General features: G+C 68.1%; 20 protein-coding genes. 4 read left to right on the plus strand and 16 right to left on the minus strand.

Going from position 1 to position 20,248, the window contains the following annotated elements:
- Positions 1 to 34: 34 nt before the first annotated feature.
- Genes AC16DP_RS01765 through AC16DP_RS01775 form a run of 3 tightly spaced genes read right to left on the minus strand, consistent with a single transcriptional unit; the run spans position 35 to position 2,279 of the window.
- Positions 35 to 1,012 (minus strand): hypothetical protein, encoded by a 978-nt coding sequence (locus tag AC16DP_RS01765; RefSeq protein WP_329725935.1) that lies wholly within the window; start codon positions 1,010 to 1,012, stop codon positions 35 to 37.
- Positions 1,009 to 1,575, minus strand: a complete 567-nt coding sequence (locus AC16DP_RS01770) for a hypothetical protein (RefSeq protein WP_329725934.1) — start codon at positions 1,573 to 1,575, stop codon at positions 1,009 to 1,011. The genes AC16DP_RS01765 and AC16DP_RS01770 overlap by 4 nt, the downstream gene beginning before the upstream one ends.
- Positions 1,572 to 2,279: a hypothetical protein gene (locus AC16DP_RS01775; protein ID WP_329725933.1), complete on the minus strand. Its 708-nt coding sequence runs from the start codon at positions 2,277 to 2,279 to the stop codon at positions 1,572 to 1,574. The genes AC16DP_RS01770 and AC16DP_RS01775 overlap by 4 nt, the downstream gene beginning before the upstream one ends.
- 139 nt (positions 2,280 to 2,418) lie before the next feature.
- On the opposite strand from AC16DP_RS01775, the gene AC16DP_RS01780 reads away from it, so the two are divergent.
- Genes AC16DP_RS01780 through AC16DP_RS01790 form a run of 3 tightly spaced genes read left to right on the plus strand, consistent with a single transcriptional unit; the run spans position 2,419 to position 3,526 of the window.
- Positions 2,419 to 2,880, plus strand: coding sequence for a carbonic anhydrase (locus tag AC16DP_RS01780; protein WP_329725932.1), 462 nt, complete (start codon positions 2,419 to 2,421; stop codon positions 2,878 to 2,880).
- 31 nt (positions 2,881 to 2,911) lie between these two features.
- Positions 2,912 to 3,154, plus strand: coding sequence for a carboxymuconolactone decarboxylase family protein (locus AC16DP_RS01785; protein ID WP_329725931.1), 243 nt, complete (start codon positions 2,912 to 2,914; stop codon positions 3,152 to 3,154).
- A gap of 30 nt (positions 3,155 to 3,184) precedes the next feature.
- Positions 3,185 to 3,526, plus strand: coding sequence for a carboxymuconolactone decarboxylase family protein (locus tag AC16DP_RS01790; protein WP_329725930.1), 342 nt, complete (start codon positions 3,185 to 3,187; stop codon positions 3,524 to 3,526).
- An 83-nt stretch (positions 3,527 to 3,609) separates the two neighbouring features.
- On the opposite strand, the gene AC16DP_RS01795 is transcribed toward AC16DP_RS01790, so the two are convergent.
- From AC16DP_RS01795 to AC16DP_RS01820, 6 genes are all read right to left on the minus strand, one after another.
- Positions 3,610 to 4,671 carry a protein-glutamate methylesterase/protein-glutamine glutaminase gene (locus AC16DP_RS01795; protein ID WP_329725929.1) on the minus strand — a complete coding sequence of 354 codons (1,062 nt, stop codon included), beginning with the start codon at positions 4,669 to 4,671 and terminating at the stop codon, positions 3,610 to 3,612.
- A gap of 3 nt (positions 4,672 to 4,674) precedes the next feature.
- Positions 4,675 to 5,580, minus strand: a complete 906-nt coding sequence (locus tag AC16DP_RS01800) for a CheR family methyltransferase (protein WP_329725928.1) — start codon at positions 5,578 to 5,580, stop codon at positions 4,675 to 4,677.
- A 75-nt stretch (positions 5,581 to 5,655) separates the two neighbouring features.
- Positions 5,656 to 6,174: a chemotaxis protein CheW gene (locus AC16DP_RS01805; RefSeq protein ID WP_329726041.1), complete on the minus strand. Its 519-nt coding sequence runs from the start codon at positions 6,172 to 6,174 to the stop codon at positions 5,656 to 5,658.
- Positions 6,175 to 6,186: 12 nt separating this feature from the next.
- Positions 6,187 to 7,881: a methyl-accepting chemotaxis protein gene (locus AC16DP_RS01810; protein WP_329725927.1), complete on the minus strand. Its 1,695-nt coding sequence runs from the start codon at positions 7,879 to 7,881 to the stop codon at positions 6,187 to 6,189.
- A gap of 24 nt (positions 7,882 to 7,905) precedes the next feature.
- The gene (locus tag AC16DP_RS01815; protein WP_329725926.1) at positions 7,906 to 9,558 is read right to left on the minus strand and encodes a chemotaxis protein CheA; all 1,653 of its coding nucleotides are present in this window, start codon (positions 9,556 to 9,558) and stop codon (positions 7,906 to 7,908) included.
- A 206-nt stretch (positions 9,559 to 9,764) separates the two neighbouring features.
- Positions 9,765 to 11,144: a sigma-54-dependent transcriptional regulator gene (locus AC16DP_RS01820; RefSeq protein ID WP_329725925.1), complete on the minus strand. Its 1,380-nt coding sequence runs from the start codon at positions 11,142 to 11,144 to the stop codon at positions 9,765 to 9,767.
- A 269-nt stretch (positions 11,145 to 11,413) separates the two neighbouring features.
- On the opposite strand from AC16DP_RS01820, the gene kefC reads away from it, so the two are divergent.
- The gene (gene kefC / locus AC16DP_RS01825) at positions 11,414 to 13,198 is read left to right on the plus strand and encodes a glutathione-regulated potassium-efflux system protein KefC (protein ID WP_329725924.1); all 1,785 of its coding nucleotides are present in this window, start codon (positions 11,414 to 11,416) and stop codon (positions 13,196 to 13,198) included.
- Between the two features lie 9 nt (positions 13,199 to 13,207).
- Here kefC and AC16DP_RS01830 read toward each other — a convergent pair whose 3' ends face one another.
- The 7 genes from AC16DP_RS01830 to AC16DP_RS01860 form a co-directional block, all read right to left on the minus strand.
- Complete coding sequence (locus AC16DP_RS01830) at positions 13,208 to 14,686, minus strand: potassium/proton antiporter (RefSeq protein ID WP_329725923.1); 1,479 nt, start codon at positions 14,684 to 14,686, stop codon at positions 13,208 to 13,210.
- Positions 14,687 to 14,790: 104 nt separating this feature from the next.
- On the minus strand, positions 14,791 to 15,816 hold the full coding sequence (locus tag AC16DP_RS01835) for an NAD(P)H-dependent amine dehydrogenase family protein (RefSeq protein WP_329725922.1): 1,026 nt from the start codon (positions 15,814 to 15,816) through the stop codon (positions 14,791 to 14,793).
- A gap of 568 nt (positions 15,817 to 16,384) precedes the next feature.
- Entirely contained in the window at positions 16,385 to 16,822 is a 438-nt protein-coding gene (locus AC16DP_RS01840; RefSeq protein ID WP_329725921.1) for a hypothetical protein, read from the minus strand.
- 49 nt (positions 16,823 to 16,871) lie between these two features.
- Entirely contained in the window at positions 16,872 to 17,420 is a 549-nt protein-coding gene (locus tag AC16DP_RS01845) for a hypothetical protein (protein ID WP_329725920.1), read from the minus strand.
- 286 nt (positions 17,421 to 17,706) lie between these two features.
- Complete coding sequence (locus AC16DP_RS01850) at positions 17,707 to 18,015, minus strand: hypothetical protein (RefSeq protein ID WP_329725919.1); 309 nt, start codon at positions 18,013 to 18,015, stop codon at positions 17,707 to 17,709.
- 136 nt (positions 18,016 to 18,151) lie between these two features.
- Positions 18,152 to 18,655: an SMI1/KNR4 family protein gene (locus tag AC16DP_RS01855; RefSeq protein WP_329725918.1), complete on the minus strand. Its 504-nt coding sequence runs from the start codon at positions 18,653 to 18,655 to the stop codon at positions 18,152 to 18,154.
- The coding region (locus AC16DP_RS01860) for an RHS repeat-associated core domain-containing protein (protein ID WP_483956604.1) at positions 18,645 to 20,248 on the minus strand (1,604 nt) is incomplete at its 5' end. The genes AC16DP_RS01860 and AC16DP_RS01855, both read right to left, overlap by 11 nt.

Genomic DNA, 20,248 nt, shown 5'->3' on the forward strand with positions numbered 1-20,248 from the left:
GCCTCTTAGCACCGCGCGGGCAAGCGCCCACGTCTCACGTGTCATCATCGCGGACGTCCTCCAGGGCCAGGCTCACCATGAACTGGAGCCGTGTCAGGGGCGCGGAGAAGCCCTCGCGCCGCAGCCGCTCGCGCAACTCCTCGACCTTCCCGAGGCGCGCGATGACGGCCGACTTCGACCAGTTCCAGATACGGAAGCTCCAGGTGATGGAGCGCTCCTCCATGCTCACGCGAAGCGCCACGTCTCCCACGGGCTTCTTCCCCCGGGGCAGCGCCACCAGCACACGCACCTCTCCGTCCTCCAGGTAGAGGTCCACCGCCCCCTGGGAGAATGTCTCCACGCCAGGCTCACGCCCCTCCGCCGCCGCCACGGCGAACAGGGGCGCGAGAAGGGGGGCCGCCGACACATCCTCCACGATGCGCGCCTTGCGCAGCCGCGCGAGCAGGCGGCTGCGGGACAGCGAGTCCGGAGCCGGGGTGACAGGAGGCAACACCTCGGCCACGGCCTGAACGGCCGCCTGCGCGACCGTCTGCCAGAGGCTCCAGACACTCGCCTGTCCAGACAGGGTCTCGAGACGCTGCTCGGCCAGCTCTCCCAACGCGCCAACACGGGCCGGGCAAAGCGAGACCCGTGCATCCGCCATGAGCACCAGCTCGCGAGCCGCCTGCGTGCGGCCGAGGGCATCATCGACCGTTGCCGCGTTGTCCACGTCGAGCAGGGCATCCATCAATTCCCCGAAGGGGTCCTCGTCGCCGAGCAGGAGCGCCTCGAGGCGCTCGAGCAGCAGACGCGGGTCGGGCAGCGCCGCGGCCGAAGCGGCAAGACGCGCCAGCTCCTCCTGGCCGCGACGAAGCCCGGCCTCCCATCCAGCGGCACGGGCCTGGGCGAGGCGTGCCTCGAGAACGAGCACCCGGTAGGCGGCACGAGGCTCGAGCCCTCGCGCCGCGTGCCGCAGTTCCAGCTCCAGCAGTTCCTCCTGGGCGGAGGAAATCCAGGGATGAGTCGTGCTCATGGGGACTCCTCGTCATCCTGAAGCGCCCGCGCCTTCGCCAGGGCGCCCTCGGACAGCACCTTCTTGTCCCGCCAGTAGTCCACGGCCGCTTCGACGAACTTCTCGGGACGGTGCTGCTCGGGAGGCAGGCCGTGGTAGCGATAGGCCGAGAGCACCCGGGATGGGCGTTGATCGAAACCCTCCGTCACGACAACCAGCACCCCATTGTCGCCCACGAGGAAAAGCCGCCCACTGGAGGGACCCAGGGACTTGGCACGCCCTCTGGCACGCGCCGTGTCGACGGAGCGCATGTAGGTGGGCATGTAGAATGCATCATGGTCCTTCTGCAGGAGTTGCCTGCAGGAGGGAGCCACGAGCTCACGGCGCTCCGAACCCCGCTGCACGCGGTCGATGAGGGAGCACCCCGCCTGGAGGGCTCGCTCACGCAGGTGGGAAGGCAAGCCCTCGACGATGAAGTCCCAGCGCTCGGTCCACCGATACAGGTGCTTGAGCACATGCTTCTCCCGTTGCCAGCCCCGCCGCAGGGCATGGACATTGTCGGGTAGCCTGGCGGGTGCGGTCATGGCATCTCCTTCTCTTCGGCCTCGTCGGGTACGCCGAGCACGCGGCGCAGCTTGCCGTAAGCCCTCTGGATGAGCTTTCCCGTGCGCTCGTAGGCCTGCTCAGGAGGGGCTTGGGGATAGAGCAGGGTGGCAATCTCACTCCGGTCGAGCACCTGCTCTGGCCGCTCGGGTGGAGGCGGTGGGTGCCTGAGGGCAAGACCGTCCCAGTCCGCATTGGAGAGCCGGTCGGGCGAGTGCAAGAGCAGCAGCGCCGCACGCTCATCGAGCCGGAACGAGGCCAGCGCCTCCACGGCATGCTGGAGTCGCAACTGCTCCTCCCTGTCCTCCAGCAGGAGTTCGATATCTGGTGGGCCTCGCGCATGGGTCCGTGCGGCGATCTCGGCGGCAATACCGGAGTCACGGACGTCCGGCTCACGCACCTGTGCCTGAAGGGCATCCCACAGACGATTCTTGAAGACGACCCGGGCGAAGGCACGAGGCCGTTCCGCCCCCAACAACCGGGGGGGTTGCTCCGGATTACCCACCAACAATTCCTCGAGCACCTCCATGCGCAGGGCCTCCACCTCCGCGGCACCGAGAGCGCATACGACTCCCTGGGGAATGGGAAGCCAGCGTTCGAGCCAGGGCAGAACCTCGGCAAGTGCCTGCTCGGCTCCTGTCCGATACCAGTGCTCAACCTTTTGCAAGATGGCCTGTTCGTCCATTCCCGTGCTCCACCCTCCCTGCCAGAAGGACTCCACTCGGCAGCAGCAGCGGACAGGACCATGGCATGAACAGGGCTGGGGCCGTCAGAGTCCATCCTGGTTGGCTGGCGGGCGGCTTGGCCCGGAGTAGCCTGGGGACATGTCCGCTCCGCCCTTCATCTCACACGTCCCCTACGAGGCCACCCACCCCCACGTGCTCGCCGTCTACTGCTCGGACGGACGCTTCACGGACGCGGTGGAGGACCTGGCGAAGCACTTGGGCCATGACCGCATCGACACGCTGACGCTCCCGGGAGGCCCCGGGCTGCTCAACCGGTGGTCCGCCGACTACCTGGAGAGCGACATGGTGACGCGCGCGGCGCACTTCCTCATCCGCGGCCACCACATCTCCGAGGTGCTGCTGCTGGCCCATGCCGGCTGCGGCTACTACCAGACCCGCCACGGTTCGCTCGGTGCGGACTTCGTCGCCGAGCAGCAGCTCACGGACCTGCGCACCGCCGCCTCGGAGCTGCGCAAGGCCTTCCCCACCGTCACCGTGCACCTCTACTTCGTGCGCCCGCACGGCACGGCCATCCGCTTCGAGCCCATCCAGGAGGACTGAGGCTTCCGGGCCGCTCTGGTACACTGGGCGCATGTTCCTCAAGGACGTCGAGACGCACGAAGGCACGGGTTCCTACTCGGAGCTCATCCGGCGCGCGCGCGGCAGCGGAGCGGCGCCCTCCGGGCTCTGGTACCTGTTCGCGTTCAAGCCGGAGATGACGGAGGCGCTGGCGCAGTTCACCCAGGCGGCGATGCGTGGGCCCTCGCCGCTGCCCGCGGGCATGCGCGAGCTGATCGCCGCCTTCACCTCGCGGCGCAACCAGTGTGTGTTTTGAACGAACTCCCACGCCGCGGTCGCGGCGCGAATGCTGGGCGATGAGCAGAAGGTCCAGGCCATCCTGGAGAACCTCGACACGGCTCCCATTCCGGAGGCCGAGCGGGTGCTGTTCCGTTTCCTGGAGAAGGTGAATCGCGAGCCGGAGCACATCCGGCAGGAGGACGTGGAGGCCGTGAAGGCGGCGGGCTGGACGGACGAGGCCGTGTATGACGCCATCACCGTCTGCGCGCTCTTCAACTTCTACAACCGGTGGGCGGATGCCACGGGCGTTCGCGAGCACCCCGCCGAGGTCTACGAGCGCAGCGCCGAGCGGCTCTCCAAGGGGGGCTATGTCGCGCCCCCGGCGCCTGGAGACAAGAAGGGTCCTTGAGCTGACCCATATCCCCTCAATATCCCCTCTCCCGGAGGGCGAGGGGAAATGGACGCGGTGTCGTCATGAGTCGTCGTCATGAATCAGTGCACGCGGACGCGGCGGGCGCGGCGCAGCACCGCGTCCGTCATCCCCGTGATGGAGACGACCTCGTCCACCGCGCCCCGTTGGATGGCCGCCCGCGGCATGCCGAACACCACGCAGCTCGCCTCGTCCTGGGCGAGCGTGTCCGCGCCCGCCTGCTTCATCGCCAGCAGCCCGTCCGCGCCGTCCTCGCCCATCCCCGTCAGCAACACGCCGATGGCGTTCTCCCCCGCCGCTCGCGCCACCGACTGGAACAACACGTCCACGCTCGGCTTGTGGCCGGACACCCGCCCTCCGTCCATCAGCTCCACCTGGTAGTGGCCGCCGGTGCGCCGCACCCGCAGGTGCCGGTTGCCCGGCGCGATGAGCGCCCGGCCCTGCTGCACCCGGTCTCCCTGCTCCGCCTCCTTCACCTCGATGCGGCACAGCTGGTGCAAGCGCTTCGCGAAGGCCGACGTGAACTGCTCCGGCATGTGCTGCACGATGACGATGCCCGGGCAGTCCGGAGGCATCCGCTCCAGCAACTGCCGCAGCGCTTCCGTGCCGCCCGTGGAGGCCCCCACCGCCACCACCCGGTCCGTCGTCACCGTCAGCATCGAGGGCGGTGGCCGCTCCGGCTCCTCCTTCACCGGAGTCCCCCGCCGCACCAGCCGCGAGCGGGCCCGGGCCGCGTCCCGTAGCGAGCGCACCAGCCGCGCCCGGGACTCGCGCAGGAACTCGCCGACACCCAGCTGCGGCTTGGGGATGATCTCCAACGCGCCCTCCTGCAGCGCGCGCACCGCCGTCTCGGTCCCCGGCCCCGCCAGTCCCGAGCACACCACCACCGGCACCGGCTCCTGCTCCCGCATCAGCTCGCGCAGGAACGTCAGCCCGTCCATGCGTGGCATCTCCAGGTCCAGCAGGATGACGTCCGGCCGCTGGCTCTTCATCTTCTGCTTCGCGATGAGCGGATCCGACGCCACCTCCACCACCATGCCCGGCACGTGCTGCAGGAGCGAGAGCACGCCCTGCCGCACCACCGCCGAGTCATCCACCACGAGCACTCGCAACACGGGAGCCATGCCTCACCCTCGCCGGGTGGCATCCCGGGTCAAGGGCCTCGGCGCATAGACGGTGGGAATCACCGTGCGCACACCCCAACCGGGGCCCGTGAGACTCTCGGAGTGTCCGAGGAACAACAACCCCTGGGGAGACAGGTGGCTCAGCAACCGCTCCACCGCCCGCGTCTTCGAGGCCGTGTCGAAGTAGATGAGCACGTTGCGGCAGAAGATGAGATCGAAGCGCCCCACCACGCCCCGCCCGTCATTCAGGTTCACCCGCTGGAAGCGCACCAGCGAGCGCAGCTCCGGGCCCGCCTTCATCTTCCCTTCCTGGCTGCCCACCCCGCGCAGCATGTACGCCCGGAGGTACGGCTTCGGAATCTCCTCCGCCTTGTCCACCGGCCAGAGCGCCTGGCGCGCCCGCTCCAGCACGCGCGTGGACAGGTCCGTCGCCAGGATTTGAATGTCCCAGCCCTCCTCGGGGGGCAGGTGGTGGCGCAGCACCATGGCCAGCGAGAAGGGCTCCTCACCCGAGGAGCACCCCGCGCTCCACACCCGGACGCGGCGCCCCTCGCCCGTGCCGGTGTCCCCGTGCGCCCGCCACCGGGGCAGCACCTCGCGCTCCAGCAGCTCGAAGTGCCGGGGCTCGCGGAAGAAGTGCGTCTCGTGCGTGCAGAGCGCGTCCAGCAGCCGCACCCGCTCCGTCTCGTCCTCCTCCGCCCGCTTCAGGTAGGCGCCGAAGGTCATCCCTCCCAGCTCGCGCAGCCGCCGCGACACCCGCCCCACCAGCAGCGCCTTCTTCGCCTCGGACAGCCAGATGCCCGCCTCGCGGTAGACGAGCCGCTGGTACCCGGCGAACTCCCGCTCGGTGGGCGGCGCGAACTCACGAGGCAGCACGAAGGTGCTCTCTTCCCGCTGCGCCTCGCTCATGCCACACCGAAGGCGACGAGCAGCTTCGAGGAGCTCCTCGGGTTGCGGAACCAGGTCATGGTGCGAAGTGCCTCGTCAGGAGGTGCTGGAGGAAGCATCCACCGGGGCCCGGAGCGTCCTGGCCGCCAGGACCTCCTGGCTGCTGAGCACCTTGTCGATGTCCAGCAGCAGGACGAACTTCCTGCCCGTGCCCAACCTTCCCATGCCCAGCAGGTAGTCCACGGGGACGGGCGTGCCGAAGGAGGGCGGCGGCATCACCGCCGAGGGCTCCAGCTCCATCACCTGTCCGATGGCGTCCGCCAGCAGTCCCAGCACCACGCGCTCGCCGCCCAGCTTCACCTCCACCACCACGATGCAGCTCCACCGGCTGAGCGTGGACGGCGCCATGCCCAGCTTCACCGCCAGGTCCACCACCGGCACCACGCTGCCTCTCAGGTTGAACACGCCCCTCACCCAGGAGGGCGTCCCCGGCACGCGCGTCACCGTGTCGTACTCGATGATCTCCTTCACCTGCAGGATGCCGAGCGCGTACTCCTCTCCGGCGAGCATGAAGCTGAGGTACTGCGTGGAGGCGGCGGGCGTCTGTGTCTTCATCACGGTGGGCCTCTAGAAACGCTTGAACTCGCGGTCCTCGTCCGGGAGCGCGGAGGGAACGGGAACCCGGGTGGCCGGGGTCATGGAGCCCAGGCCCTCCGCCGCGGCCTTCAACCCACGCCCCGCGGAGGCAACCCGCCCACCCGGCCGCCCGGTGGAAGGAGGCGGGGACACCCGGCGCCAGGAGCGCTCGGTGTCCGCCTCGAGCTGGAAGAAGGACACCAGCTCGCGGAGCGCCTCCGCCTGCGAGGACACCTCCTCCGCCGTGGACGCCAGCTCCTCGGACGCCGACGCGTTGCGCTGCGTCACCGCTCCCACGTGCTGCATCGCCTTGCTCATCTGCGTCACGCCACTGGTCTGCTCCGCCGACGCCGCCACCACCTCCTGCACCAGGTCCGCCGTCTTGCGAATCGACGGCACCAGCGCCTCCAGCAACTGCCCCGAGCGCGTCGCCACCTGCACGCTACTCGTCGCCAGCCCGGAAATCTCCTTCGCCGCCGTCCGGCTCCTCTCCGCCAGCTTGCGCACCTCCGTGGCCACCACCGCGAAGCCCTTGCCGTGCTCTCCCGCCCTCGCCGCCTCGATGGCCGCGTTGAGCGCCAGCAGGTTCGTCTGGTAGGCGATCTCCTCGATGATGGAGATCTTCTCCGCGATGGAGCCCATGGCCTCCACCGTCTCCCGCACCGCCCGGCCCCCCTCCTCCGCGTCCCTGGCGCCCTGCACGGCCATCTGCTCCATCTGATGGCCGTGGCCGCGGTTCTGTCCGATGCTGGCCGTCATCTGCTCCAGGCTGGAGGTGGTCTCCTCCACGCTGCTGGCCTGCTCGCTGTTGCCCTGGGCCAGGTTCTGCGAGGAGGCCGAGAGCTGGGAGGAGGCCGAGGCCAGGGCGTTGGCGCCCTCGCGCACCTCGCCGATGACCTGGGAGAGCTTCTGCACCATGCGCTGCATGGAGGCCAGCAGCCGCCCCACCTCGTCCTCGCGCCGCACGTCGATGTGAACGGAGAGGTCTCCGCCGGCGATGCGGTCCGCCACCCCCACCGCGTCGCTCAGCGGCCGGGAGATGGAGCGGGACAGCATCACGCCGATGACCACGAAGAGGACGCCGGAGAGCACGCACATGAAGAACATCGAGCGCTTCATCTCCTCATGGGCGGCGTTGGCGCGCCCGGTGGCGTCCTTTCCGGCCTGGAGGTTGAGCGCCACCAGCTCATCCAGCTTCGCCGAGAGGGCGTCATAGGCCACCCGGGTGCGCTCCCTGGCGCCGAGGAGCCGCTCCGCGGTGTCCGTCCCCTGCTGGGCGAGGAGGACGAGCTTCTCGTGCTCCGCCCTGTAGTCCCGCAACCGCGCCCGGGCCTCCTCGAACAAGCGGCGATCCGTTTCCAGCACGATGGTCGGCGCGTACTGCTCGAAGTCGTGCCGGAGGGCCTCGTCCGCCTCGCGCATCCGCCGCTCCAGCCCGTCCTTCTGGGCGGCATCCGCCGAGGAGAGGAGCAGCAGCTCCGTGTTGCGGAGCGCGCCGAGGTGGGTGTTGGCATCCGAGATGAAACGGATGCCCGGCAACCAGCTCTGGGTCACCTCCTCGGACGCGAGGCGTATCTGCTCCAGCTGCTGGATGGCCACCGTCCCCAGCACGGCGGCGTTGACGCACAGCAGGAGGACGGCGACGAGCAGTTTGGAGGCGATCTTCAGGTTGTTGAACCAGGTCATGGCGACTCCGGAGAGCAGCGAGGTTCAGGCCACGGCGGCAGCGGGGACGGCCTTCAATGCTTGTTGCAGGAGCGCGGGCACGTCCAGGATGAGGGCCACCCGGCCATCGCCCAGCAGCGTGGAGCCGGCCAGCCCGGGCAGGCCCTGGCACGGCTTGCCCAGGGGTTTGATGACCGTCTGGCCCTGGCCGAGCAGCGTATCCACCGCGATGCCCGCCCGGCGCCGGCCATAGCCGATGACGACGATGCTCTCGCGCGGCGGCGGCTCGCCCCCGAGCGAGAAGTGCTCGCGCAGGCGCAGGTAGGGCAGCGGCTCGCCCCGCAGGTTGAAGACGCCGGTGCGGCCGGGGCGGCACTCGCCGGGCGGCAGCTCCACGCACTCCACCACGTGCTCCAGCGGAATCACGTACGTCTCCTCCCCCATCCCCACCGAGAAGCCCTCGATGATGGAGAGGGTGAGCGGCAGGCGCAGGCCGAAGGTGGTGCCCTTGCCGGGCGCGGTGTCCACGGTGATGGTGCCGCGCAGCTGCTCCACGTTGCGCTTCACCACGTCCATGCCCACGCCGCGTCCCGACAGCTCCGTGACGCGCTCGGCGGTGGAGAAGCCCGGCTCGAAGATGAGGCGGAAGAGCGCGTCGTCCTCCGGCGTCTCCTCCGGGCCCACCAGCCCGCGCTCGCGCGCCCGCGCCAGGATGCGCGCCCGGTCCAGCCCGGCTCCGTCGTCGGACACATGGATGATGATGTTGCCCGCCTCGTGGCAGGCGCGCAGCGCGAGCGTGCCGGTGGGCTCCTTGCCCTGCGCCTCGCGCACCTCGGGCGTCTCCATCCCGTGGTCCATCGCGTTGCGGATGAGGTGGGTGAGCGGATCCCGGATGAGCTCGGTGACGGTGGTGTCCACCTCCACCTCCTGGCCGCTCATCTCCAGCCGCACCCGCTTGCCGGTGGCCAGGCACAAGTCCCTCACCGTGCGCGTGAAGGGCTGGAAGGTGCGGCCGATGGGCACCATCCGCACCTTCATCACCAGCTCCTGCAGGTCCAGGTAGAGCGCATCCGCCTCGCGGTGCGCCTCCAGCAGTTGCTCGGGCGTGTAGCGGTGCGCCTGGGCCAGCAGGGTGGCGAGCCGCCCGCGCGCGATGGCGATCTCCCCGGTGAGATCCAACATCCGGTCCAGCCGGTCCAACCCCACGCGCAGCGTGCGCTCGCGGGCCGGGGACGGCTCGGCGGGCCCGGCGGACGCCCCGGGCCCGTGCCACTCCGCGCCCCCGGACGCCGGACCCTGGCCCATGGGCCGCGAGGCCGCCACCGTGGAGGCCAGCAGGCTGTGCACGTCACTGGCCGGCAGGCGCAGGTCCGGCTCGGTCACGGGCCGCAGGCCCACCCGCTCGCGCAGCGCGTCCACCGACTGCAGCAGCAGTGTCCCCAGCCCCGAGTGCAACACCAGCACCCCGGCCTCCAGCCGGGTGAGCAGCTCCTCCAGCGTGTGGGCCAGCTCCACCGCCGCCGTGTAGCCCATGACGGCGGTACCGCCCTTCAGGGTGTGGACGGTACGGAAGACCGCTCGCAAGGTCTCCGGTCCAGGAGACGCCTCCAGCGCCAACAGCTCCTGCTCCAGGCTGACGAGCTGCTCTTCCGTCTCGGTGAGGAAGACGGCGTGAACCTTCTCCAACTCGGGATTCATCTGCCCGCGTCAACAGCAATCCCCACGCCATTGTTCGGCGGATGACAACTCCCTGGAATTGCGTCCCGGGGCGCCCCCCTCGCGCGCTCTGTCCAGCCGCTGGATTCCAGATTCCAGAATCCAGACATGCCGCCCCGCTTCTCCCCTCGCCTCCACGCGGAGCAAGCGAGGGGAGGCCGCCCGCACCTCCCGCTGGAATCTGGATTCTAGACTTTGGACGACAGGCCCAGGCTCTTGAGCTTCTGGTACAGCGAGCTGCGGGGAATGCCGAGCCGCCTGGCCGCCCGCTCCACGTGTCCGCCCTCGGCGGCGAGCACGCGCTCGATGTGGCGGCGCTCCACCTCCCGCAGCGTCAGCTCCAACTCCGAGTCCTCGCACGCGGGCCCCCGGGGTTCCAGCGGCGAGGGAGAGAGCGCCCGCGCCATGGCGTGGTTGAAGCGCAGGTCATCCAGGCGCAGGGTGGGGGTGGAGGCGAGGAGCACGGCGCGCTCGAGCACGTTGCGCAGCTCGCGCAGGTTGCCGGGCCAGGGCCAGGCGCGCAGGGCGGCCTCGGCCTGGGGCGTGAGGTCCAACCCGGGGCGGCCCAGCTCGCGGGAGAGCCGCACGAGCAGCTCCCGGGCGATGACGGGGATGTCCTCGGGCCGCTCGCGCAGCGCGGGCAGGTGCAGCGGCAGGGTGCTGATGCGGAAGTAGAGGTCGCCGCGGAAGCGGTGCGTGCGCACGGCCTCGGCCAGGTCCTGGTGGGTGGCGGCGATGAGGCGCACGTCCACCGAGCGGTCCTCCACCTCGCCCAGCCGGCGGAAGCGCTTCTCCTCCAGCACCTTGAGGAGCTTGGGCTGCACCTGCAGGTCCATGTCACCCATCTCGTCGAGGAAGACGGTGCCGCGGTGCGCCACCTCCAGCAGGCCGTGCTTGCGGCTGACGGCGCTGGTGAAGGCGCCGCGCTCGTGGCCGAAGAGCTCCGTCTCGAGGAACTGCGGCAGCAGCCCGGCGCAGTTGAGCTGCACGAGGGGGCCGCCGCCCCGGGGGCCGTGCAGGTGCAGCCACTGGGCGAGCACGCCCTTGCCACTGCCCGTCTCGCCCTGGAGGAGCACGGGGCGGTCGCTGTCCAGCACGCGGCGGGCGGTGGCCTCCAGCTCGCGGATGAGGCGGCTGGTGCCCAGGAAGGGGTTGAGCTCCTCGGCCCGGCTGGCGGCCAGGGCCTCCTGCTGGCGGCGGGTGCGCTGGGTCTCCAGCAGCCGCTCCACCATCACCCACAGGGTGGGCAGGTCCACCGGCTTGGGAAGGAAGTGCTCCGCGCCCAGCTTGATGACCTGGATGGCCGTCTCGATGGAGACGTGCGCGGTGAGCACCAGCACGGGGATGGAGGGGTCCATCGCCCGCATCTCCGGGAGCAACTCCAACGCGGTGCCATCCGCCAGACGGTAGTCCAGCAGCACCAGGTCCGGCCGGTAGCCGCGGAAGAGCTCGCGCGCCTCATGGCACGTCCGCGCCTCCACCACTTCCAGGCCGTGTGCCTCGAAGAAGTGGCGGAGGCCGAAGCGGACCGCCGGCTCGTCATCGGCTACCAGGATGCGGCGCTGCACTCGGCTCCCCCTCGGCCGGGAGATATACCCGGACCCCGGCTCCACCCTCGGGTCCGTTGCCCACGGAGACCGGGCCGTGATGCTCCTGAACGATACATTGGACGATGGCCGCGGCCCGGTGTGTCGAAGGAATGAAGCGGCATGAATGGGTCGGGTCCGATGTATGAGGTGAAACCAACAGGAAAGGGCCCGGGTGCCATTCCACCGGGCCCCCTTTCAACGACCACGCGCCTTGCCCTCTTTCGAGCGGCAATGTCATGAAGGGGGCCATGTCCTTCTTGCAACAGGCGCTCATCTTCCTGGCGGCCGCGGTGGTGTCCGTTCCCATCTTCAAGCGGCTGGGGCTGGGCTCGGTGCTCGGCTACCTCGCGGCGGGCATGGTCATCGGGCCGTGGGGCGTGGGGCTCATCTCCGACGTGGAGAGCATCCTGCACTTCGCCGAGCTGGGCGTGGTGCTGTTCCTGTTCATCATCGGCCTGGAGCTGCAGCCCTCGCGCCTGTGGGAGCTGCGCAAGTCGGTGTTCGGCCTGGGCGGGGTGCAGGTGGTGGCCACGGGGGCGGTGCTGGCGGCGGTGGGCATGGCGCTCGGGCTGAAGCCGGCCACCGCGCTCATCGCCGGCCTGGGGCTGTCGCTGTCCTCCACCGCCTTCGCGCTGCAGCTGCTCGCGGAGAAGAACGAGCTGACCACGGAGCACGGGCGGGCCTCCTTCGGCATCCTCCTGTTCCAGGACCTGGCCGTCATCCCGCTGCTGGCGCTGCTGCCCTTCCTGGGCGAGCCGGTGGCGCAGTCGACGGAGCCCGGGTGGGTGTCGGCGCTCAAGGTGGTGGGGGTGCTGGCGGGCGTGGTGCTGGGAGGCCGCTACGTGCTGCGGCCGGTGTTCCGCTTCGTCGCCTCGCTGCACAGCCAGGAGCTCTTCACCGCCACGGCGCTGCTGCTGGTGGTGGGCACCGCGCTGCTGGTGAGCAAGGTGGGGCTGTCCATGGCGCTGGGCGCCTTCCTCGCCGGTGTGCTGCTGGCGGACTCCGAGTACCGCCACGAGCTGGAGGCGGACATCGAGCCCTTCAAGGGCCTGCTGCTGGGCCTCTTCTTCATCGCGGTGGGCATGTCGGTGAACATCGGCCTGCTGGCCAGCGGCCCGGTGCGCGTGGTGGCGCTGGTGCTCGGGCTGGTGCTGGCCAAGGCGCTGGTGCTCTACGCGCTGGGCCGGTGGGCCTTCAAGAGCAACGAGCCGTCGTTGAGCCTGGCGGTGGTCATCTCCCAGGGCGGCGAGTTCGCCTTCGTGCTCTTCGGGCTCGCGGTGGGCTTCCGGGTGATGGAGCGGGAGCTGGCGGACCTGCTCGTGGTGGTGGTGAGCCTCTCCATGGCCGTCACCCCGGTGCTCTTCCTCGTGTATGACCGCTTCGTCCGGCCGCGCTTCCACAAGAAGGAGCAGCGCGACTTCGACGTGGCGGCCGAGGAGGACCACCCCGTCATCATCGCGGGCTTCGGCCGCGTGGGGCAGGTGGTGGGCCGGCTGCTGCACGTCAAGCACATCGGCTTCACCGCCCTGGACGCCAGCCCCGAGCACATCGACTTCCTCAAGAAGTTCGGCAACACGAAAATCCATTACGGGGACGCCTCCCGGCTGGACTTGCTGCGGGCGGCGCGGGCGGACAAGGCCCGGGTGTTCGTGCTGGCCATCGACGACGTGGAGGCCTCGGTGCGCACGGCGGAGACGGTGATTCAGCACTTCCCGCACCTCACCATCTTCGCGCGGGCCCGCAACCGGCAGCACGCCTACCAGTTGATGAACCTGGGCATCCACCACGTCATGCGCGAGACGTACGCGGGCAGCCTGGAGATGACGGGCGGCATCCTCCAGGAGCTGGGCCTCACCTGGTCGGAGGCCAAGACGGCGATGGACCGCTTCCGCGAGCACGACGAGGCGCTGCTGCGCACCTCGTACATGCACCACAAGGACGTGAAGAAGCTCACCGAGCTGGCGAAGGCGGCGCGACAGGATTTGCAGGAGCTCTTCGAGAAGGACGAGCAGAAACAGAAGAAGTCGGCCTGAGCGGCCGGCTCACTCGTCCATCTGCTGGCCGAGGAGGAGGTGGACCTCGGCCAGCTCCGCGGGCTTGCAGAAGACGTAGACGTGGTCGCCGGGCAGCAGCTGGGTGGCGCCCTTGGCGGGCACCAGCTCCTTGCCGCGCAAGATGAGCGTCACCACGGCGGAGCCGGGAAGGGGCAGCTCGGCGATGGTGGCGCCCGCCACGGCCGAGGCGGGGTCCACGTAGAAGGGCACCACCTCGCCGTCGAGCTGGTACATGGACGTCAGCTCCAGCGCGGCCGGGGGCGGAGGCGGCGCGAGCGAGACGAGCCCCAGCCAGCGCGTGAGCCACGGCACGGTGGCGCCGGGGACGAGCGTGTTGACGACCACGATGAAGAACACCACGTTGAAGATGGAGAAGGCCCCCGGGGCCCGGGCCAGCACGGGGAAGGTGGCGAGGATGATGGGCACCGCGCCGCGCAGGCCCACCCAGCCCACGTAGACGGACTCCTTCAGGGGGAAGCGGAAGGGCAGCAGGCACAGCATCACCACGAGGGGCCGGGCGAGGAAGGCCAGCACCAGGCCCATGCCCGTCCCCACCCAGGCCACCTCCACGAGCCTGGTGGGGAAGGCGAGCAGGCCGAGCATGAGGAACATGCATACCTGGGCGAGCCACGCCATGGCGTCATGCACGCGCAACAGGCCACTGCGGTAGGGGAAGGACTGGTTGCCCATGACGACGGCGGCGACGTACACGGAGAGGAAGCCGCTGCCGTTGAAGAGCGTGGGCAGGCCGAAGGCGAGGAAGGCCAGCGCCAGGGTGAGCACGGGGTAGAGGCCACCGGCGGCCAGGTGCACGCGCGTGAGCAGGAGCCGGCCCGCGTAGCCGAAGCCCACGCCCAGGGCCGCGCCCACCCCCATCTGCACGGCGGCCTCCAGCAGGATGTGCCAGCCCAGGGGCTCGCCGCTCACGAGCGCCCCGGTGAGCGCCATGGTGAGGATGACGGCCATGGGGTCATTGAGGCCGGACTCCAGTTCCAGCGTCACGCCCACCCGGCGCTTGAGGTGCAGGCCACTGCCGCGCAGCACGGAGAAGACGGCCGCCGCGTCCGTGGAGGAGACGATGGCGCCGAGCAGCAGGGCCTGCTTCCACTCGAAGCCGAAGAGGTGCGCGGCCACACCGGTGACGGCCGCCGTGCCCATGACGCCCACGGTGGCCAGCAGCGCCGCGGGCTTGAGGCCCTGGCGCATCGCGGACAGCGGGGTGTTGAGGCCACCGTCGAAGAGGATGAGCACCAGCGCCACGGTGCCCAGCCGGAAGGTGAAGCCGTAGTTCTCGAAGGCGATGCCACCCAGGCCCTCGGAGCCGCCCAGCACGCCCAGGAGGATGAAGAGCAGGGCCACGGGGACGCCGAAACGTCCGGCGGCACGGCTGAAGAGCGCGCTCCCGCCCATCAGCACACCGAGCGCGGTGAGCAGGAAGGCCGTCGCCGTGGGCTCGTAGAGCTGCATTCCCGGACGCCTCTAGCATGGAGCCGGGCCAATGCACGGGGGCGGAAGCGCGCCCGCCCCCGGGAATGTGCACCGGCGTACGGCTCGAGCCGCTGGCGCGGGGGCTACGCCGGCGTCTCCAGGCGGGTGACGTAGGGCGCGGGCTCGAAGCGGTCGGTGGTGACGAAGCCCGCGGGCGCGGACAGCAGCTGGGGCAACCGGTTGAGCACCACGGCACACGTGAGCGCGGGCGTGGCCGGCTGGCGGATGGTCACCGTGGTGTCGGGCTCGCCCCGGAGCGTCCACTCGTTGAGGTCCACCTCGCCGGGTGCGTAGAGCTTGCCCACGCAGTGCGTCTCGATGACGGGGCCCTCGTGCGTCTCCGTCACCACCACCGCCTTCATGCCCGTGGCATGCCCGGCGGGAATCTCGAGGCCCATGCTCGGCGAGCGCAGGGAAGCGGTGTGGGTGGTGGGCAGCAATTGCTGGGACATGTCGCGAATGCGCCAGCCGAACCGGGCGCACAGCCACTCATTGGAATTCCAGACGTAGGAGGGCGCGCTGCTGGCGCCAATCTTCGTGGCGAAGGTGTCCAGGTCGAGCCCGACGCCATGCTTCTGGGCCACGGCGCTCCCGTAGTCATCGGCGTTGTACTGGGTCAGCCCCACGATGCGGTCGATGCGCTGGGTGGAGCCGGCCAGCACGGTGATGAGGTTGGCCCAGAACACGTCCTGGTAGCCCGAGCCGGTGAGGGTGCAGGCGTTGGCCTTGGCCAACTGGTCCAGCTCCTCGGTCAGCGCCTTCGAGGTGGTCCAGGGGTAGAACGCCTCCTCACCGATGGTGATGGCGTTGACGCCGTGACGGGCGGCCATGCGCAGGGCGTCCGCCATCTCGGCCATGGTGCTGCGCGTGCACAGGATGCACACGTCGGCGCGGGCCTCGCGCAAGACGGCCTCGGCCTTCTCGGGAGGGTGGATGCGGACGCCCAGGGGCCCGAGGCCCGCGACCTCACCCGCGTCCCGGTCCCGGCGTGCCGCGTTGTGGTCGATGGCCCCCACCAGCTCGCCGCCCTTCTCGCGCAGGGTGCGGATGAGGATCTGCCCCATCAGTCCACAACCCCACTGGATGATCCGGATCGGTCTCTTGCTCATGCATGTCCCCCATGAAGGTTCCGGGGGTGCATCTTGCGCCCACAGGGGAATGACCACTGAAGGAAAGGTGCCAACGCTTTGGACTGTGCACCGGCGCACTCCTTCGTGAGGCAGGGGCCCGTGAACCTGACCGCCCCTGCTCTCAACCCCTGCTGCCGCTGCTCTCCCACGCGATCAGCCCGCGGCTGCTCGCCGCAGTGGGCACCTGTAGGCGGGACTACACTTCTCCCGTAGGGCCGGGTGGGATGACTTCTTTCTATCGTAGGACTTTGAATCAAGCCTGCCAGCGCCAGGGGCACGGCTTCAGGGCCACGTCGGCCCTGCCCACGCCGAAGGCGTCCAGTTGCATCCGCCAGGCGCTCTGCCCCAGCTATCTCGGTGGGAGCGCCCAGGTGGTCCGTCACCACGGCGTAGCGCCCCGTGGAGTCCTCCTTCCATCAACGAGCTTCGAGCTTCAAGCGGAGGCCCGATTATTTGAGGCCTGCCCTGATTGAGCCGCCTTTGAAATCAGTACGAAAGCAGCTTCGCGATGTGCGGAATGTAGGCTGGATGTGCCGTTTTCCTGTCCTCAACCGTGGGGCCAAGGCATGGTGAGCATCGTCGGATCCGAACAGATGTGCTCGAGGATGAACGCCTTTTTCTCATCCAACCTTTCGAGGCCGATACCAGCCTGCTGGAAGACTGTGCGGATTCCACCCAGAAGATAATCCACGGCAACGCGACATCCTCCCGCCGACGCGACAATGATATCGAATGGAAGGAACACGGTGAATTCTACATCCTTGTCTCTCTTGAAGACGGTCGGCCCTTTTATCTGATTGTCCGATATTTGTGTGTCCGCACTGACACGAACCACGAGATTGAAGCCGGTGCCATACTTCTTTTCGAACTCGGCGGCGGCGTTGGCAGCAGACGACAACTCTTCTCCCAGCCAACGCTGCATTCGATGCGAAAAAGGAAAGCTCACACCGGGTTTTGTGTAGATTTGCCCGATTGAAATTCTCATGAAGGGAAGCTCCACAGGGTGTTGCTGAGTGCTTACGAAGGCGTCCGGTTCATGTGCCTTCAACCTTCTCCAAGTCCATCCCCTTCAGCTTCGCCCCTCGGAGGGCCTCGGCGGCACGAGCGCCGCAGACGAACACCGGAGCCCTCTCATCTCCGGACCCAAACTCCAAGTCCGTGCGTGCGAATGCCAGTTCGCCGATCGCCTCGCCATCCACCAAGAACGCTGGGGCCGCGCCAGCCACCGATTCGTACTGGCCGCATGCGTCACATTTCTTGACGAATCGCGTCCCGCGCCTGGCCGAGTCGAAGACCACGGTATGGGTCGCCCGCAGAGCGAAGTAGCCGCCGGTGAGCGGAGTGAACTCCAGACCCGTCAGACCGGTACGCTCATAGACATCGCGGAAGCGCTGCGACACGACAACGACACCATCGTAGCTGCTCGACACGTCGTACCGTAAACGCCGCGGGACAGATACGACGCTGAGGTTCTCTTTCCACTTGGCTACCAATAATCCGCAGGACGAACATCGCTTCACATCATTTCTATCTTTGAAGAAGCTCAGATCGTTGTCGTGCCCGCACATGGTGAAGAGTGGCATGGCAGATCCTGGAACTAGAGGTGGGGATGTCGGGCCATCCCATTGTTCTCACAGTAAGATATAGGAACATTCAACTGACTTCCGTTACACCATACGTCCGGGCGTCTCCTTTCGAGACTCGGGGCCCTGGTCGTCAGTGATACGGTGAGGGCATATTGTCCGCGTTGCTCGTGGCTCAGCGCCCGGTGGCGTCCTCCCTGGCCGGTGGGGCGAAGCCCTCCGGCTCAAGCTGTCAGGTGGGGACGTTTTTGGAGGAGGACTCCTCGTGCGGCAGTAGATGCCTGTTTCAAAAGTCTCGTTGCTTGCTGTATCGCTTCTTCCAGCCAATGAGATCGCCAGCAAGGCCATCACTCACATCTCGAAGCTGTGGTCCCTCGATCATCGATAAGGATACCGTCTCCTCTTGTTCAATGGTCCAGAGCAGGTGATGCAATGTCGTGTCGACGATCGCGGGTACCAAGGCATTCAAAACCGCCCGTTGCTCATCGCTCCAGCCAGCGAGTAGTTCATTTACTCTCGCGGCGGTGTTTCCCTTCAATTGTCCGGCAATGAGGCCATCCCATTGTTCTATGGATTCATCGCGAACACGCGTCATCAAAAGCTTTCCGAATACCTCGAGTGGTGGAACTGTCATCGGTTTTGTTTGCTTGAATCTTGCTGTTGCTCGTTCTTGGAGCGATTTCTAGAAAGGACTCTTGGGAAGGAGCGCAAAGCTGGAGCGCGGCGGGCCCTCACTGCTCGGCATAGGCGTCACCCAGAGGAGTGAAATCCGGGCGAAGCCAATACCAATGCTCCCCGCGTGCATCAAGGAGGTGACGCAAGAGCTCCGTGAAAGAGCGAGCAATGACAGGGCAGCTTCCCGGCACACCATGCCGATCCCAGAAGCTGTCATAACACTTGCCGAGCCTGGAGGAAGCCAGATCAATGCTGATGGCCTCCCCAGAGCTGCTTCGCCCGATGATGTACCAGGAATCGGTGATGTCATCAGGCGCTTCCTCGCCAATTATTTCCGGGTTGCTTCGAGCTACCCCGCCCGGCGCTACAATCTCTACTGAGTAGGGCGCCGACGACCAGAGGATGCATCCGCCGCACCGATTATAGAAGTGGAGCAGATCGCCGGGGACCTGATGGTCGGCGCGAGGGGTCGGAAGTCCGGCGGGGGGACGCACGACGCAATCATTTTTCTTTCGGATGGCTTCGACGAGTGCATCGATTTCAGGATGATCAGAGGCCATGGATATACCTATTGAATGCCTGGTAATACTCGGAGCGCGCTGCTGCGGGAACGCCAGCCGCATCAAACATTCTTTCACTCAGTGCTTGGGCCTCCCGTGGTGAAACACTGGACCAATCCACGGCTCCTCCCACGCGCTTTCCGGTCCGTTCGAATAGCCACTCCCTGTATACGGCTTTTGTGGCGTCGTGTTGTGTCTTCGTCAGGGCCATGGAAACGGAGTCGCTGGCTCTGGAGATATAGCCTGCAATGTTTTTGCTGGCCCATACATCCAGTACGCCATGGTGGTGCTCCAAGCCGGAGTTGGTGGGACGATACGGAACGATATCGAAGGGTTTTACTTTCTTTGCGGCATTATCACATTCACTCAGCCCCAAGGGGTCGGTGGCGGAGAGCGGATCCACGGGGTAGCCATAGAGGCGGGGCCCGGCGGCGAGCCCCAGTGGGTCCTGGCTGATGTAGCGCCCGGCGTAGGCGTCGTAGTAGCGGAAGCGGTTGTAGAGGAGGCCTGTCTCCTCGTCCTCGTACTGTCCCGGCCAGCGCCAGGGGCACGGCTTCAGGGCCACGTCGGCCTTGCCCACACCAAAGGCGTCCAGTTGCATCCGCCAGGCAAGCTGCCCCAGCTCGTCATACATCTCAGTGGGGGCACCCAGGTGGTCCGCCACCACGGCGTAGCGCCCCGTGGCGTCCTCCCTGGCCAGTGGGGCGAAGCTCTCCGGCTCGAACAGCCAGGTGGTGACGTCTTCGGAGGAGGCCACCTCGTGCAGGGGCACATCTCCGTCCCATAGGAAGCGCACCTCGCGCTTGGGTACTGGCCGATCCTCCGCTTCCGTGCCCAGCACCACCTTCCTCGTGCGCCGGGCCAGCGCGTCGTATTCCAGGTGCACGCGCAGGCCATCCGGCCGCTGCACTTCGGAGAGCAGGCCCGCTCCATTCCAGCCATAACGCCAGGTGCCCTCGGGCGTGTATTTCTCCGTCAGGTTGCCATCGGCGTCATGGGTGTAACGGGTGCCATCCGCTTCCCGCAGCCGTCCACCCGGGCCGTAGCGCCTGTCCTTCATCCCGGGGTGTCGGTAGAGGTTGCCCACCGCGTCCATGGCCCGGTGCTGGAGGCTGCCGTCGGGCAGTCTCTCCCCCACCAGCCGTCCCCAGGCGTCATGGACGTACTCGGTGTGGCCATGCGCCGCGTCCGACATGGCCGCCAGCTGTCCCTCGGGACGCCAGCGCCAGGTGCGTTGGGCCACCGTCCCACCGCCCACCAGGGTGCGCCGCTCCGTGGGGCGGCCCGCCTCGTCATGCTTCCAGGTGGCTACCACCCCGCCCGGCATCCACCGCGACACCTCCAGCCCGCCCGCGTCCCGCTCCATGCGGACCGCCCACTCCGGCCTGCCGGGTGAGCTGTACGTCACCCCCCTTACCGTCCCGAGTGCGTCCCGCAGCAGCTTCTGGTGCGCGCCCAGGCTGCTCTCCACCTCCATACGGTGGCCAGAAGGCGAGTAGCGCGACGTCACCTCCCCCTCCGCCTGTTTCTCGGCCACCACCCGTCCCAGGGAGTCCCTCGTCAGGGCCACCTTCCCCGACTCGTTCTCCGCCT

This window comes from Archangium sp., assembly GCF_057119385.1.